At 57.4% G+C, this 17,065-nt stretch carries 10 protein-coding genes and 1 pseudogene; 1 reads left to right on the top strand and 10 read right to left on the bottom strand.

What is annotated here, in order from left to right:
- Positions 1–44: 44 nt before the first annotated feature.
- The 4 genes and pseudogenes from E2F51_RS22000 to yegQ all read right to left on the bottom strand — a co-directional run bounded on the left by E2F51_RS22000 (position 45) and on the right by yegQ (position 5,599).
- A complete protein-coding gene (locus E2F51_RS22000) occupies positions 45–1,328 on the bottom strand; it encodes an MFS transporter (protein ID WP_134824575.1) in 1,284 nt (427 codons plus the stop codon).
- Between the two features lie 69 nt (positions 1,329–1,397).
- Positions 1,398–2,408, bottom strand: a pseudogene (locus E2F51_RS21995) (Zn-dependent oxidoreductase).
- 602 nt (positions 2,409–3,010) lie between these two features.
- On the bottom strand, positions 3,011–3,910 hold the full coding sequence (gene yegS, locus E2F51_RS21990; protein WP_013202976.1) for a lipid kinase YegS: 900 nt from the start codon (positions 3,908–3,910) through the stop codon (positions 3,011–3,013).
- A gap of 294 nt (positions 3,911–4,204) precedes the next feature.
- Positions 4,205–5,599 (bottom strand): tRNA 5-hydroxyuridine modification protein YegQ, encoded by a 1,395-nt coding sequence (gene yegQ / locus E2F51_RS21985; RefSeq protein ID WP_134824574.1) that lies wholly within the window; start codon positions 5,597–5,599, stop codon positions 4,205–4,207.
- A gap of 26 nt (positions 5,600–5,625) precedes the next feature.
- On the opposite strand from yegQ, the gene E2F51_RS23910 reads away from it, so the two are divergent.
- Positions 5,626–5,793 carry a hypothetical protein gene (locus tag E2F51_RS23910; protein ID WP_167738423.1) on the top strand — a complete coding sequence of 56 codons (168 nt, stop codon included), beginning with the start codon at positions 5,626–5,628 and terminating at the stop codon, positions 5,791–5,793.
- 78 nt (positions 5,794–5,871) lie between these two features.
- Here E2F51_RS23910 and baeR read toward each other — a convergent pair whose 3' ends face one another.
- Genes baeR through E2F51_RS21955 form a run of 6 tightly spaced genes read right to left on the bottom strand, consistent with a single transcriptional unit; the run spans position 5,872 to position 16,835 of the window.
- Entirely contained in the window at positions 5,872–6,579 is a 708-nt protein-coding gene (gene baeR / locus E2F51_RS21980) for a two-component system response regulator BaeR (RefSeq protein ID WP_013202974.1), read from the bottom strand.
- Between the two features lie 36 nt (positions 6,580–6,615).
- Positions 6,616–8,001, bottom strand: a complete 1,386-nt coding sequence (baeS, locus tag E2F51_RS21975; protein WP_013202973.1) for a two-component system sensor histidine kinase BaeS — start codon at positions 7,999–8,001, stop codon at positions 6,616–6,618.
- A complete protein-coding gene (locus E2F51_RS21970) occupies positions 8,001–9,407 on the bottom strand; it encodes an MFS transporter (protein ID WP_013202972.1) in 1,407 nt (468 codons plus the stop codon). The genes baeS and E2F51_RS21970 overlap by 1 nt, the downstream gene beginning before the upstream one ends.
- On the bottom strand, positions 9,404–12,472 hold the full coding sequence (gene mdtC / locus E2F51_RS21965; protein ID WP_013202971.1) for a multidrug efflux RND transporter permease subunit MdtC: 3,069 nt from the start codon (positions 12,470–12,472) through the stop codon (positions 9,404–9,406). The genes E2F51_RS21970 and mdtC overlap by 4 nt, the downstream gene beginning before the upstream one ends.
- The gene (locus tag E2F51_RS21960; RefSeq protein ID WP_134824573.1) at positions 12,469–15,588 is read right to left on the bottom strand and encodes an MdtB/MuxB family multidrug efflux RND transporter permease subunit; all 3,120 of its coding nucleotides are present in this window, start codon (positions 15,586–15,588) and stop codon (positions 12,469–12,471) included. Before E2F51_RS21960 ends, mdtC begins: the two co-directional genes overlap by 4 nt.
- The gene (locus tag E2F51_RS21955; RefSeq protein ID WP_053144141.1) at positions 15,588–16,835 is read right to left on the bottom strand and encodes an MdtA/MuxA family multidrug efflux RND transporter periplasmic adaptor subunit; all 1,248 of its coding nucleotides are present in this window, start codon (positions 16,833–16,835) and stop codon (positions 15,588–15,590) included. The genes E2F51_RS21960 and E2F51_RS21955 overlap by 1 nt, the downstream gene beginning before the upstream one ends.
- Positions 16,836–17,065 lie beyond the last annotated feature (230 nt).

Raw genomic sequence — 17,065 nt, 5'->3', positions numbered from 1 at the left:
CGATAATCCCTTCTGTTACGGCGCGGGAGAACCCGCGCTGAATGTCACACTGAAACCGCTTTATTTTGCGTCTTCGGGCTTTTGATAACAAAGAACACCAGTACTGCACCGAGTGCTGCGACCGCGCCCGCCAGCACAAAGGCGCTGTCGAACTTGCCGGTGTGGTGGACGATATAGCCGGTCACAATCGGGCCGACGATGCCCGACAGGCTGCCGATCAGATGAATGAATCCGCTGATCCCGCCGACGCGGCTTTTGTGCACCACATCCTGGATAATCGCCCAGTAGATGGCACCGGTGATGTACAGGAAGAAGATCGACACTGACATCAACGCCACGGCTGGATAGGTCCCTTTTACAGAACCTGCCAGCGCCACACAAATAGCAGCGGCCAGCAGCGAGACGACCAGCACAATTTTTCGTGAAAGCAGCAGTTTACCGGTGATTTTAAAGATTTTATCGGAAATCAGTCCGCCGAGCGCCAGGCCAACGAAGCCGACAATCCACGGGATCATGGTGGTGATACTCATCGATTTGATATCGAGGTTATGCGCCTGCACCAGGTAAGCCGGGAACCAGCTCAGGAAGAAGAACAGGATGTAGTTGTAGCAGAAGAAGGCAAATGCGGTAACCAGGATAATCGGCTGGCGCAGGTAGTAACCCAGGCCGTGAGCCGCCTGCGCTAACTCATCTTCCGGCGTGGTTTGTTCTTCTTTCAGCTTGGCAATCAGGGCACGTTCATCCTGACTAACGCGACGGCTTTTCAATGGGTTATCGGAGGCAATCAGGAACCAGGCAATCATCCAGACGATGCCGACCGAGCAAATGATGATGAACGCCGGACGCCAGCCGAATGCCAGTGCCAGATAGCCGATGATTGGGCCAGCGACCGCGCCACCGAGAGGCGAGCCGGCGCTGAGGAAGCCCATGGCCGTGGCGGCCTGTTTTTTCGGGAACCAGCCGTTAATGGCTTTGTTCGCCGAGGCGCAGATCGGGCCTTCAGCCATACCAAACAGCACGCGCAGGATCAGCATTGACCAGAAGCCGGTTGCCACCGCCGTCAGGCCGCAGAACAGAGACCACAGGCCAACCGCCACGCCCATCACGATGGTCGGGCCGAACTTGTCGGTCGCCAGGCCACCGATGAAGTTGAAGATGGCGTAACCGAAGAAGAAGCTGCCGAAAATCAGGCCGAACTGTTCGGCATTCAGCATCAGATCTTTTTCGATCATCGGTACCGTCAGCGAGAGGGCAACACGATCGAGGTAATTGATCATGTAGACCATAAACAGCAGAAGTACGATAGTCCAACGTAGGTTTTTGAACATAGTAATTCCTTGATTATTCTTATAATAGTTGTGACTTTTCTTGCCGGTGAGGCACCGGCAAGCCCGGGTTTATTCCACGGCTAAGATGACTTTACAGCAGCTACGTGGATCTTTTTCGAACAGCGTCATCGCGTGTTCAATTTCTGCGAGAGGGAAGTAGTGAGTGACCAGCTTTTCTGGCTGGATCAGGCCCTGTTCCATCCAGCTAATCACTTCAGGGAAGCGATGGCTGTTGAGACGTGAGGTAAACAGTGACAGTTCCTTGCTGGTCAGGCTTTGCTGAGTAATCGAGCAGGCTTCACCCGAGAAGCCCAGCAGGCCGATACGTCCGGCAGGCGAGGCCAGCGCAGCGGCTTCCGCGAGGATTGCCGGATGGCAGGCGGCGTCAATGATAAGCGTCGGCATTTCGCCTTCGAGCTGAGCAGCCAGCGGGATTTCACTGTTATTCAGCACCACGTCAGCGCCATTGGCTTTCGCCATCGCAAGGCGTTCTGGCAGGCGGTCCGCCACAATCACTTTGCGCACCTTATAGACGCCTTTCAGCACCTGAATCGCGGTTAATCCCATTGGGCCGGATCAAAAGATCAGCGCGACGTCATCAGGCTGCGGCTTAAGGAAAGCGGTGATGTTCGCGGCGATGGTGAACGGTTCGACCAGGCTGGCGAGTTTGTCCGGGATGCTTTCCGGCAGCGTATAGGCATTGGCCGCAGGAGCCACCGCATATTCACTGAACCCGCCATCGCGATGCACGCCAATCACCTGCAATTCACTGCAAACGTTAGGGCGGCCGATGGAGCACGGGTAGCAATGGCCACAGCTGACCACCGGGTCAACGGCCACGCGTTCGCCGATACGGGCCGCATCGACACCTTCACCCACCGCATCAATGCGGCCAAAGAATTCATGGCCGATGACGCGAGGATAGCGGGCAAACGGATTATGGCCATGCCAGATATGCACATCCGATCCGCAGATGCTGGCGTACTGAACTTTCACTCTGACTTCGCCAGCGGCAGGAGTCAGTTCAGGACGATCCTGGACCTGCAATTCACCCGGGCGTTCGATGACGATGCTTTTCATGGCATTTCCTTATGGACTTAGTATGCTGAAAAAATACGCTCTGGCGTACTACCATACAAGGTGCCAGTGTCGGATGTTCGACGGGGATCACATTTGTTACTGAGGATGGTGGGTTTGTTAATTGCTAAGGCAGGGACTAAGGGAGTGAGGGGGAAGGGGTTAAGGGCAAAGAGGGCTTCGGTGTCATGGCGTCCGCCTAGTGCACGTTATCCGAGACGCCGTGAACCCCTCCCTGGGGGCTTGGCTGCCGCATCCCTGCGGCAGACACTCGGCTAACGTGCACTATGCTGCCACCTCATCACATCGGCGTTTTTGATCAGGTTGATGGACACACAGGTCAAGAGCGGGTGTTGAAGTGTTTGGCCCTAATCAAACAGGCAACAATGAAGCTTAGGGGGAAGGGAGAGCAGGGTGATAAGCAAAGCATCAGCGGCAGGGATGCCGCTGCTGAGCCCCCAGGGATGGGTGCACGGCGACTTTGCGTTCACCCTGCTCTCCCTGAGCAAACCACCCGATCAGCCAGACAACTTGCTAACGCTCAGCGGTCAAATCTCCCTGACCTTGGCACCAGCCAGCAGGCAACTTATCCCTAAACCCTAACCTTATGCCAGCAGCTCGCACGACGGCGGCAGACGGCAGGCGATGGCGGCGGGCATCACTTCAATGTGGAATGATTTTCCACTCAACGGTTCGCCGTCGAGGTTAAAAGTCATCTCGTGCGGCGCGGTGATGTCTAACCACGGCAGAGAGGCGCGAATGATATTGGGATTGTCATCATCACCCCCGATCACCGAATTTAACAGCGTTGGCAGGATCTCTTTGGAGGTGACAATGCTGACCTCAATCTTGCCATCATTGATCAGGGCGGCCGGGCACAACCTCTGACCGCCACCCGCCTGACGTCCATTACCGATGCCGATCACCAATGCATCGCCATCCCAACGGAAGTCCGGGCCGCTCAACTCGCAACTGTCTGCTTTTAGCGTATCCATACGCATCAGCCCATGAATAAAGTAGGAGACGCCACCCAATGCGGATTTCAGCTTTTCCGGCGTTTCGGTAGTGATGCGGGTGCCAAAACCACCAGTGGCCATATTGATGAAATAGTGCGTCTGATTTACCCGTGCCAGATCGATCGGGGTCGCTTTGCCGACGATCGCCAGCCGTAACGCATTCTCCATCTCCTGCGGAATACCGGCAGAGGTGGCAAAATCATTGGCGGTGCCTAACGGGATAATGCCCAACACCGGGCGCTGTGAGGCATCGAGTTTCGCCAACGCCGTGGCAATCTCATTGATGGTGCCATCGCCGCCGCCTGCTACCACGGTCTCAGCCTGAATTGCTACGGCTTCGCGCACGTAACGCTCGCCGTCTCCGTGTTCCCAGGTGACGCGGATCTCAATGGGATAACCTTCCTTGCGCAGCGTAAAAATGGCTTCACGCAGGTCTTCATTGCCTGCGCCTTTGCCGTTCAGTATCACCAGCGTAATTGGTTGTTCCATGTCTGTTTTCCCGTCAGTGCTGACCCGTTCAGGCCCAAAAGTGCTTCAGTTATAGCACATTTTGCACCCTCAACGAAAAACCAGGCCGCGCAGGCAAAAGAAAAGCCCGTCCGGGGGAGCCGGACGGGCCAAGGAGGTGGTTCCTGATAAAGACTGCCGTTTCGAATTCTCGTTTTTGACAAGGCGCATTCTAGCCAGAAAAGGCCTGGGGTTATGTGATCAAATTCTAATAAAAGTAACCCGAAGTAACTTTATTGCGCTAGCCGGTGCGACCTTCCATCCAGTCTGGAACAATCAACGGGCAGCCGGATCGGCGTAAGCCGTTGATCCAATTGCATCGATCGCCGGTTCTGCCGATGCATCCGGGAAGTTACGCATTAACAGTGCGAACGTCAGATCGATATCTTCCGGCACGCTGATCCAGACAAAATGCCCGTTGCCAGGCGCGACGAGAGTGGGCTGAAGCTTGGTGTTTACCATCTCAGGCAGATCGAAATTAACGTTTCCTGCTGGAGTCATCAGCTCAAGATTGTCGCCGACGCTGAACTTATTCTTCACCTCAACCAGCACTTTGTCTCCGCGACGCTCACCGGTAAATTCACCAACGAATTGCTGACGGTCAGAGGCAGAATGGCCATAGTCATAATTCTGGTAACTGTCGTGGGTGTGACGGCGCAGGAAACCCTCGGTGTAGCCGCGATGCGCCAGACCGTCCAGCGTGCCGAGCAGCGACTCATCAAACGGCTTGCCCGCCGCGGCATCATCAATTGCCCGGCGATACACCTGGGCGGTGCGCGCGCAGTAGTAATGCGACTTGGTGCGGCCTTCGATCTTCAGCGAATGCACGCCCATTTGCGTCAGACGACCAACATGCGCCACGGCGCGCAGGTCTTTCGAATTCATAATGTAAGTGCCGTGCTCATCCTCGAAAGCGGTCATCTGTTCGCCAGGGCGCATCGCTTCTTCAATCAAATAGACTTTGTCGGTCGGCTGACCGGCGCCGAGCGTGGGCTCAACGGTCTTTACCGGGATCGGCTGGTATTGCTGCACGATTTGCCCAACATCATCCACCTTGCCTTCCTGCACCTTGTACTCCCAGCGGCAGGCATTGGTGCAGGTTCCCTGATTGGGATCGCGTTTGTTAATGTAGCCGGAAAGCAGACAGCGGCCTGAATAGGCCATGCACAGCGCGCCGTGCACGAAAATCTCCAGCTCCATTTCAGGCACCTGCTCACGGATCTCGGCGATTTCTTCCAGAGACAGTTCGCGCGAAAGGATCACGCGCGTCAGGCCCATCTGCTGCCAGAATTTTACCGTTGCCCAGTTCACCGCGTTGGCCTGCACCGAAAGATGCACGTCCATCTGCGGAAAGGCGTCACGCACCAGCATAATCAGGCCTGGATCGGACATGATCAGCGCGTCCGGGCCCATCTCGATCACCGGACGCAGATCGCGAATAAACGTTTTCAGCTTGGCGTTATGCGGCGCGATATTTACCACCACATAAAACTTCTTACCCAGCGCATGCGCTTCGTTAATGCCCAGCGCCAGGTTCTCGTGGTTGAATTCGTTATTACGCACCCGAAGGCTGTAACGTGGCTGGCCGGCATAGACGGCGTCGGCGCCGTAGGCGAAGGCGAAGCGCATGTTTTTCAGGGTGCCGGCGGGGGATAATAATTCCGGTTTCAACGTGAGTATCTCTTGAGGGATCCCCAATGTCTTTCGGGCTGCAGCTGCGTTGGCTGCTCAGCTCCACCCCAGTCACTTACTTCAGTAAGCTCCTGGGGATGAAGCTGCTTGCCGCCTTGCTGCAACCCGAAATCCAAATGGGGATGAGCGTGCAGGAGGGGCAAAGAACGTTCAACAATGGTTATCAGGTTTGAAAGCAATAAAGGCCGTCAGTGACGGCCTTACAAAATTTGCGGGAATTGTAGAGGTTGGGATGGGGAATGTAAATTGACCTAGATCAAACGGCAGACATCTGCTTCCCAGCGGTAACCCATACCGTAGACCGCGCGGATAAAGGGCTGGTCGGAATCCAGCAGCTCCAGTTTACGGCGCAGGTTTTTTATATGGCTGTCGATGGTCCGGTCGGTGACCACGCGGTAATCATCATAAAGATGGTTAAGCAGCATTTCCCGGGAGAACACCTTGCCAGGCTCCTGAGCCAGCGTCTTTAGCAGACGAAACTCAGCAGGCGTCAAATCGAGTGGGCCCTGGTCCCAACTGGCCTGGAAGCGATTTTCATCGATGACCAGCAGTGAGGCTTTCTGCGCTTCTTCCGGCGTCCGCTTGCAGCGTTTGAGAATGGTTTTAACCCTGGCCACCACTTCACGCGGGCTGAACGGTTTGCAGATGTAATCATCCGCACCGATTTCCAGCCCAAGCAGACGATCTATCTCTTCGGTTTTGGCAGTGACCATCATGATCGGCAAATCGGAGAAACGGCGAATTTCGCGGCAAACCGTCAGGCCATCCATGCCGGGTAACATCAGGTCCAGCAGGATCATGTCCGGCGGCGTCTGTTTTACCCAGTCCAGCACCTCATCTCCACGCAGAAGATGGTGGGTGCGATAATTGGCCGCCTGAAGATAATCCACCATCAGCTGGCCAAGTTTGGGTTCGTCTTCAACCACTAAAATCAGCGGGGCAAGCGTTTCCTGTTCCATAACACTCATCTGCTTAACAAGAGGTGACACACCTCTTTAGTTAGTATTGCAGGGTAAGTGTACCGTAATTTTCAGTCCTCCGGCATCGGAGTGGTCCGCAACAATGCTGCCGTCGTGAGCTTCAACGATGTTCTGACAGATAGCCAACCCAAGCCCGGAGCCGCCACTGGCACGATTTCGCGAACTTTCCGCACGGAAGAATCGCTCGAAAATTTGCTGCCGCTGCTCGTCGGTGATCCCCGGACTGGTATCCTCAAAATGCAGGATCTGCTGGTCCGCTTGTGACACCAGCGTGACGGTCAGACCGCCACCGGCATCGGTATAGCGCAGGCTGTTTTCCATCAGATTGGTAAATAACTGCATCAGGCGATCGGGATCGCCAAACAGCGGAGCCTGCTCCGGCAGACGGAGATCGAGCGAAAGATTACGGCTCTGATAGCGGCCGTTGAAGTTGCTCGCCACCAGTTCCACCAGCGGCACCAGGTCCGTTTTGCATTTGCGATAAGCGAGGGCACCTTCATCAGACAGGGAAAGCTGATGCACATCGTCCACCAGCTTGGTCAGCGTACTGACTTCTCCCTGTAAGGAAACAATCGACTCCGGCGTCAGCTTGCGCACGCCGTCCTGAATCGCTTCAAGTTCACCGCGCAGGATCGCCAGCGGCGTCCGCAGCTCATGAGAGATATCGGCCATAAAGGCGCGGCGCATACTCTCGTTTTTCTCCAGCGTACTGGCCAGCCGGTTAAAGTCCTGCCCCAGCCGGCCCAGTTCATCGCGGCTGTTGGCCTGCACCCGGCTGGTAAAGTCGCCGGCGGCCAGCTGATGCGTGCCTTCCACCAGCCGCTTAACCGGCGCAAGCAAGCCCCGCGACATCAGCCAGGTGACCAGCGCGGCCAGCAGCATCGCCAGCCCCGAGATGATCCAGCTGGTGCGCTTCTGCTGCTGATCGAAGTTGATATCCGCGCTGCGGGTCAGGCGCTCAGGCGGCGAACCGATCACCCAACCGACAATGTGCCCGTCGCTGGTGGTGATATTGCGGCGCGACCCCTCGGGCGGCACCGGGCCGCGCGGGCCAATCATCACGTGATATTGCTGATCGATAATCCAAAACTGTGTCCGCCAGCCGTGCGGCGGAAGCTGAGAGTTGGAGTCTGGATTTTGCTCCAGCGAATGCAGGATCTGAAACACCAGCTTGTTATTGTGACGCAGGAAATCCCAGTTGCCGTGCTGCTCATACTGATCGGACAACGCATCGCTCAGCATCACCAGCCGCTGCTCGTTGCCTTTCTTGATGTAATCAATAAAGCCATGCTCAAAGCTCAGCCGCACGCCCCAGTGCATGGTGACCAGCACCAGCAGGCAGGTGGAAAAAATCGCCGCGAACAGCTTGGCGGTGATGCCGATACGCAATTTTGCAAACATTAAGACTTCCTCTTGCGGCTCAACACCACGTTTTTACTGACATCCAGCGGCACGCGCCAGAACACCAGCGCGGGCAGAACGATCACCACCGCCATGCACAGATAAGTATAAATAAAGGCCTGATGCACCGCCGCGCTGTCAGTCACCGCCTGATGACCAAAGGTGCCCAACATCAGCCCGGCCACCGTCACGCCGATACTCATCGACAGCTGCATGATCATCGACAGCAGACTGTTGCCGCTGCTGGCGAGATCGTCCGGCAGCTCTTTCAGCGTCAGGGTATTCATCGAGGAGAAGCGAATGGCATTGACCATGCCCTGCAGGAACAGCACGACCGGCAGCAGGTAATCCCAGCCCATCAATGCCACCGCCGGGAATAACAGCACCACCAGCGCCAGGCCAATGGTGGCGCCTACCAGCACGTTACGGTAGCCAAAGCGGTTAACGATCTGCACCACGATGCGCTTCATCCCCATATTGCCGAGGACCATCGGGATCATCATCAGCCCGGCATGGAACGGCGTGTATCCCATGCCCACCTGCAGGAAGATTGGCGTCATAAACGGCAGCATGCCGCTACCGATGCGACCGGTAAAACTGCCTAACAGCCCAATGGAATAGATGCGGTTATCAAACAGCTTCAGGCTGAACAACGCCCGCTCGTTGCCTCGGGCGTGCATCAGATAGAACAGCAATGAGAACACGCCAATCAGGATAAACAGACAGAGCAACAGCGGCGAAACCCCTAAGCCCCGTTGGCCGTCGAGGGCCAGCGTTAAGGTTGCCATCCCTGCGGCCAGCAGAATAAAGCCGAGAAAGTCGAATTTACGTGGCGGCAGGCTCATATTTTTCATCAGCATCAGGGTCGCAATGGCGCCAATGATGCCCACCGGAATATTGATCAGGAAAATCCAGTGCCAGCTGGCGTACTGCACCAGCACGCCACCCAACGCCGGGCCGAGCAGCGGGCCGACCTGGCCCGGCAAGGTCACAAAGGTCATCGCCGCCATATATTGCTCGCGCGGGACCAGCTTCATCACCGTTAACCTGCCGACCGGCACCATCATCGCGCCGCCAATGCCCTGTACCACACGCGCCATAATCAGTTGATCCAGCGAGCTGGCCATTGAGCAAAACAGCGAGCCGACGCTGAACAGAATGATGGCGCTGAAGAACACGTTCCTCACCCCGAACCGGTCGGCCAGCCAGCCGCTGACCGGCAGCATCACCGCCACCGTCAGCACATAGGAGACGATCACCGAATGCATATTCAGCGGGTTCTCGTTCAGGCTTACCGCCATCGAGGGCAGGGCAGTGTTGACGATGGTGGTATCCAGCGCCTGCATAAAGAAGCCGAAGGCAACGATCCACAGTTGCCAGCGCACGGTGGAAGGAAGCGTATTCATGACTGGACGAGTTCCTGACGTGGCCGGCGACGCAGTTTATCCATATACAGATAAACCACCGGCGTGGTGTATAGCGTTAACAGCTGGCTCATCACCAGCCCGCCGACAATGGTAATCCCCAGCGGCTGGCGCAGTTCTGCCCCATCACCGGACGTCAGGACCAGCGGCAAGGCACCTAACAGCGCCGCCAGCGTGGTCATCATGATTGGCCTGAAGCGCAGCAGGCTCGCCTGGAAAATCGCCTCGCGGGCGGTCAGGTTGCCGTTACGCTGCGCCTCCAGCGCAAAATCGACCATCATGATGGCGTTCTTTTTGACGATACCGATCAGCAGCAGAATGCCGATCAGTGCAATCAGACTGAACGGCGCGCTAAACAGTTCCAGCGCCAGCAGCGCGCCCACACCTGCGGAGGGCAGCGTGGAGAGGATGGTCAGTGGATGCACGTAGCTCTCATACAGGATGCCTAACACAATATAGACCGTGGCGATGGCGGCGATAATCAGCCACACCTGGCTGTTCTGGCTTTGCTCGAAGGCTTGCGCAGTACCGGCAAAGCTGCCCCGCACCGAAGTCGGCACGCCCAACGTGGTCATGCTGCGGTCAATGGCATCGGACGCCTGAGAAAGCGACACTCCTTCTGGCAGGTTAAAGGAGATGGTCGAGGCAGCCGACAGTCCCTGATGGTTTACCGACAACGGCGCGTTGGCCGGGAGCCATTTGGCAAAGTAAGAGAGCGGAATGGCTTTGCCATCGTTGTTAATCAGGTACATCAAATCCAGCGAGCTGATGTCCTGGGTGTAGCGCGGATCCACTTCCATCACCACTTTGTACTGATTGAGCGGCTGATAAATGGTGGATATCTGCCGCTGGCCGAAGGCATTGTTCAGCAGGTTATTGGCATCCGTCACGTCAATGCCCAGTCGGGTCATGGTTTCACGATCGTAGGTCAACGCCATTTCCGAGCCTTTATCCTGCTGATCGGAGTTCACATCCGCCAGCTCCGGCAGCGCGGCAAAAGCCTCGCGAATTTTTGGCTCCCAGATCCGCAGGTCGTCGAGATTGTCTGACAGCAGCGTGTACTGATAACCAGCGTTCGATTCCCGTCCGCCTACCCGCAGATCCTGCACCGCCATCAGATACAGACTCGCGCCGGGTTCTTTGGCCAGCTTGATGCGCAGCCGGGCAATCACTTCCTGCGCATTTTCACTGCGCTCGCTTAACGGCTTAAGGGAGATAAACATCGATCCGCTGTTGGTGCGCGAGCCGCCGGTAAAGCCAACCACGCTTTCCACTGCCGGATCGTCGCGGACAATCTTCATAAAGCCTTCCAGCTTACCGCGCATCGCCTGGAACGAAATGCTCTGATCGGCCTGAATAAAGCCCATCACCCGGCCGGTATCCTGCTCGGGCATAAAGGTTTTCGGGATGGAGATATACAGATAAACCGTCAGGCCGATGGTGGCGAGAAACACCAGCAGCGTCCAGCGGGAGTGATTGAGCACCCAGTTCAGCGAGCGGCCGTAGCCTTGCTGAATGGCGTTGAGCACGCGGCCAAAGCCGCGCACCCGGCCTTGCTCGCGTTGCGGATGCGCGCGCAGCAGCCTGGCGCACATCATCGGCGTCAGGGTAAGGGAAATCACCAGCGATATCGCTATTGATACCGACAGCGTGACGGCAAATTCCTTAAAGAAGCGGCCAATCAGACCGCCAAGCATCAGTAACGGCAGGAAAACGGCAATCAGCGACAGGCTCATCGACAGCACGGTAAAACCCACTTCCCGCACGCCCTGTAACGAGGCCTGCAGCGGCTTCATACCCGCTTCCACATGGCGGGAAATGTTCTCCAGCACCACGATGGCATCATCCACCACAAACCCGGTGGCGACGGTCAATGCCATCAACGACAGGTTATTCAGGCTGAAGCCGCACAGATACATGGCGGCAAAGGTGCCAATCAGCGACACCGGCACGGCCACCGCCGGGATAAGCGTGGCGCGACCCGAGCGTAAAAAGGCAAACACCACCAGGATCACCAGCCCGACCGAGATTGCCAGCGACTGTTCCACTTCTGCCAGCGAGGCGCGGATCGTCGGCGAGCGATCCTGGGCGATTTCCAGATGGATTGAGGCCGGAATGATATTGCTGAGTTCAGGCACTTCGGCGCGGATACGGTCAACCGTATCGATGATATTGGCTTCGGGCAACTTGCGGATCAGCAACAGGATTGCCGGTTTGGCGTTCGACATCCCGGCGTTGCGGACGTCCTGAACCGAGTCGGTGACGTTAGCCACATCCTGCAAACGCACTGCCGCGCCGGCATTGTAATGCACCACCAGCGGCTGATAATCCGCCGCCTTTTGCAGCTCGTCGTTGGTTTTCAGTTGCCAGCGCTGCTGATGATCTTCAATCGCGCCCTGCGGTCTTCGCTGGTTGGCATTGGCGATGGTTTCGCGAATCGCATCCAGCGAGACGCCCTGATTAAACAGCGCCTGCGGATTGAGGTCGACACGCACCGCAGGCAGCGAACTGCCGCCCACGGTCACATCACCCACACCGTCGATTTGCGACAGCTTTTGCGCCAGCTGCGTAGAGGCATAGTCATACAGCTGACCCTGGGAATAGGTATCCGAGGTCAGCGCCATAATCATAATCGGGGCGTCGGAAGGGTTGGCCTTGCGGTAGGTAGGGCGGCTGGGCATCCCGGTAGGCAACAGGCTTTGCGCGCCGTTGATCGCGCCCTGAACATCCCGTGCGGCACCGTTGATATCGCGATCGTAATCGAACACCAGGATGATGCGGGTGCTGCCCAAAGAGCTGGTGGAGGTCATTTCACTGACGCCCGCGATACGTCCCAGCGAGCGTTCCAGCGGGGTGGCCACTGACGACGCCATGGTTTCCGGTGAGGCGCCGGGCAGCGACGCACTGATGACGATCACCGGGAAATCCACCTGCGGCAGCGGGGCGACAGGCAGCAGTCTGAACCCCAATACGCCGGCCAGCAGGATGGCGATGGTCAGTAGAATCGTCGCCACCGGGCGATGGATAAACAGCGCGAAAAACCTCACTGCGCTTCCTCCTGCCTGAAGCGACGACGGGTAGCGTGAGCAAGTCGGTCAAACAGCAGATAAATCACCGGCGTGGTAAACAGCGTCAGTACCTGGCTGACCACCAGACCGCCGACCATCGCCACGCCCAGCGGACGGCGCAGCTCTGCACCGACGCCGGTGCTCAGCATCAGCGGCAAGGCACCCAGCAATGCCGCCAGCGTGGTCATCAGGATCGGGCGGAAACGCAGCAGGCAGGCCTGATAAATCGCGTCATACGGCGCCATACCCTGTTCCCGCTCGGCGGCCAGCGCAAAGTCGATCATCATGATGGCGTTTTTCTTCACGATACCTATCAGCAGAATGATGCCGATAATGGCGATCACATCCAGCTCGTGACCGCTCAGCATCAGTGCCAGCAGCGCGCCCACGCCCGCGGTTGGCAGCGTAGACAGAATGGTAATCGGGTGGATAAAGCTTTCATACAGCACGCCAAGGACGATATACATCGCCACGATTGCCGCCACTATCAGCCAGATGGTGCTGGACAGCGCCGCCTGGAAAGCCAGCGTGCTGCCCTGGAACTCGGTCATGATCTCCGACGGCATTGCCAGATCCTGCTCGGTTTTGCTGATGGCATTGACCGCCTGTTCCAGCGAGTAACCGTCGCGCACGTTGAACGAGAAGGTGGTGGAAGGGAACTGATCGAGATGGTTAATGCTCAACGCCCCATGACGCTGCTCAACGGTGGCGATAGCGCTTAACGGCACCATGCCGCCCGAGGTGCTGTTCAGGCGAATGCCATCCAGCGCGGCAAGGCCTGGCGTGGCTGAGGTGTCATGCTCCAGCACCACGCGATACTGATTAGCCTGAGTGTAAATGGTGGAGATCAGGCGCTGGCCAAAGGCGTTATACAGCGCGTTATCCCCGTCGGCCATGGTGATACCCAGACGGCTGGCGTTATCGCGATCCACTTTGATATAGGCTTCCAGCCCCTGATCCTGCCAGTCGCTGCTGACATCTTTCAGCTCCGGCAAGGTCGACAGCGCCGTAATCAGTTTCGGCACCCACAGGCTGAGGGATTCGAGCGAACCGGCCTGCAAGGTAAACTGATATTGCGTGCGGCTGACCGTGGTATCAATGGTGAGATCCTGCACCGGCTGCAGGTAGAGATTCACGCCGGGCAGTTTGGCTATTTCCGTCTGAAGTCGGTCGATCACCACCGGAATGCGGTCATCACGCTGATCCAGCGGTTTCAGGTTGATTTGCAGTCGCCCGCTGTTCAGCGCCGGGTTGGTGCCGTCGACGCCAACGAAAGAGGTCAGGCTTTGCACCGCCGGATCCTTCATGATGATTGAGGCAACCTGCTGCTGGCGCTGCGCCATATTGGCATAGGAAACCGACTGTGGAGCCTGCAGCGTGCCCTGGATGATGCCGTTATCCTGCACGGGGAAGAAGCCTTTAGGAATGGTGATCCACAGCAGCACGGTGATCGCCAGCGTGCCCAGCGCCACGCCTAGCGTTATCCAAGGATGATTCAGCACCCGGCGCAGAAAATGCCCATAACCGGCAATAATGCGGTCAAACATCGCTTCACTGGCGCGCGAGAAGCGGTTCTGTTTGCGTAACGACTCCACGCTCAGCATGCGCGCGCACATCATTGGGGTCAGGGTCAGCGACACTACGGCGGAAATCAGAATGGAGATCGCCAGCGTCACGGCAAATTCACGGAACAGCCGACCGACGATATCGCCCATAAACAGCAGCGGGATTAACACCGCAATCAGCGAGAAGGTCAGGGAAATGATGGTAAAGCCAATTTCGCCCGCGCCTTTTAGCGCCGCGGCCATCGGCTTTTCGCCTTTCTCGATATAGCGGGAGATGTTCTCGATCACCACGATCGCATCGTCCACCACAAAGCCGGTGGCGATGGTCAGCGCCATCAGCGTCAGGTTGTTGATCGAGAAACCAAGGAAATAGATCACTGCGAAGGTGCCGACCAGCGACAGCGGAACGGCAACGGCCGGAATGATGGTCGCCGGCACGTTACGCAGGAACAGATAGATGATCATCACCACCAGCGCAATCGCCAGCATCAGCTCAAACTGCACGTCATGCACGGAAGCGCGGATATTGGTGGTGCGATCGGTCAGGACTTTGACCTCAACCGATTTTGGCAGTGAGGCGGTCAGCGACGGCAGCATCTGGCGAATACTGTCGGCGGTGGTAATGATGTTGGCGCCAGGCTGACGCTGAATATTCAGTACAATGGCCGGCTGACGATTGGCCCATGCGCCGAGCCAGCTGTTCTCCGCACCCTGCTCAACAGTCGCCACATCGCGCAGCCGCACGGCTGAGCCGTTCTGATAGGCGACGATCAGCTGACGGTAATCCTCAGCGGATTTCATCTGATCGTTGGCCGACAGCGTGATTGAACGCTCGGGGCCGTCAAGGCTACCTTTGGCGGAGTTAACGTTGGCATTCGCGATCGCCGTGCGCACCGTTTCACTGTCCAGATTCAGGGCTGCCAGCGCCTGCGCGTTGAGCTTGACCCGCACCGCAGGGCGTTGACCGCCGGCCAGCGTCACCAGACCGACACCCGAGACCTGAGAGATTTTCTGCGCGACCCGCGTTTCCACCATATCCTCAACCTGGGTCATCGGCATGCTGGTAGTGGTAACGGCAAGGGTCATGATCGGCGGATCGGCCGGGTTAACCTTGCTGTAAACCGGCGGATTGGGCAGATCGGACGGCAGCAAATTGGTGGCGGCGTTAATGGCGGCCTGCACTTCCTGCTCGGCCACATCCAGCGGCAGCGTCAGCTGGAACTGCAAAGTGACCACCGATGCGCCGCCGGAACTCTGCGAAGACATCTGCTTCAGCCCGGACATCTGGCCGAACTGGCGTTCAAGCGGGGCGGTAATCGACGAGGTGACCACATCCGGGCTGGCACCCGGATACAGCGTCACGACCTGAATGGTGGGATAGTCGACTTCCGGCAGGGCTGAAACGGGCAGGGCACGGTAGCCCAAAATACCGGCCAGCAGGATCGCCACCATCAATAGCGTGGTGGCAACCGGGCGGAGAATAAACTGGCGGGACGGGCCGCCGGTAGAGCTCGGTGGCATAACCTGCATCAGGAACTGGCTCCTTTAGACGGCAGAGCGCTTTTTCCTGAGGTCAGCGGCGTGGCCTGCGGTGCCACCACTTCCACTTTGGTGCCTTCGGTCAGGCGGTCAATGCCGTCGGTGACGACACGCTCGCCCGCATCCAGTCCGGCGGTGACCACCACTTTCTGGCTATCCTGTAAGCCGGTAGTGATCAGTTTTTTACTGACTTTATCCTCTGCGTTAACCACCCAGACAAAGTTTCCTTCATTGCCCATTTGCAGTGCCGCAGCCGGGATCACAATCGCATCCTGCAGGGTGTTGACCTTCAGGCGGGCGTTCACGAACTGATTAGGGAACAACATATCGTCGTTGTTACCGAAGCGCGCCTTCAGCTTAACCGTGCCGGTGGTGGCATCAATCTGGTTATCCATGCTGAGTAACGTGCCGCTGGTCAGCAGTTTTTTATTGCTGCGGTCCCAGGCTTCTACCGGAATTGGCTGGCCGCCTTTTTGCGCCATCAGGATGGTGCTGATGTCATTTTCCGGCAGGCTGAACACCAGATCGATCGGATGCGTTTGGGTAATGACCACGATGCCGGTGGTATCGCCGCTGGTGATGTAGTTGCCGACGTCGACCTGCTTGAGTCCGACGCGGCCAGAGATAGGTGAGGTGACGCGGCTGTAAGTCAGATTTAACTGGGCGCTGGCGACGCTGCCTTCATCGGCTTTAATGGTGCCGAGGGTTTCGCTGACCAGCGAGCGCTGGGTATCCATTTCCTGCTGCGAGACCAGATTGGTTTTTGCCAGCTTCTCGTAGCGGGCCAGATCGCGGCGGGCATTTGCCAGCGTAGCCTGGTCTTTTGCCAGCTGTCCCTGTGCCTGAGTAAGGGCGACCTGATAAGGACGGGGATCGATTTCGGCAATCAGCTGACCGGCTTTAACTTCCTGACCTTCGGTAAAATGCAGCGCCATCAGGTCGCCATCGACCCGGCTCCGCAGCGTGACGGTGTTGGCGGCGGTGACGGTGCCCAGTCCGGAAAGATACTGCGGCACGCTCTGGCGCACCGCTTCGGCTGCCTGCACCGGGGATAATGCGGCAGTGCCACCATGACGGCCCCCGCCTTTACCTTCACCGCCCTTATGCTGCTGTGCGTCAGCGGTTTTTTCCGGGGCAGCGCTGCTGTGGCTGCTGTGCCACCAGTACCAACCGCCAGCGGCAACCGCTGCGATAATCAGGATCGGCAAGATTTTGAGGGAACGGCGTTGTGCAGTCATCTTGGTGTCAGCTCTCCGGTGCAAAAAGTGTGTCCACGAGGGCCAAAAACGGGGCCCAGAATTTTTCTATTTTAGCGGGTTTATCAACCGCAAAAGTGAAGGAATTAAGGATAACCGTTCAGCTGGTGTAAGTATTCCTGTCGCGCACATCTTTTGCCACAAATCGTCGAAGCGACGCCGGGGATGTTTGCTACGCTCTAAGTCACGTGAGAAACAATTCATATTCAGGA

This window comes from Erwinia sp. QL-Z3 (assembly GCF_004551645.1).
Lineage (GTDB): Bacteria > Pseudomonadota > Gammaproteobacteria > Enterobacterales > Enterobacteriaceae > Erwinia > Erwinia billingiae.
Note: the sequence above shows the minus strand (reverse complement) of the source record. Positions and strands in the feature narration are given on the sequence as shown.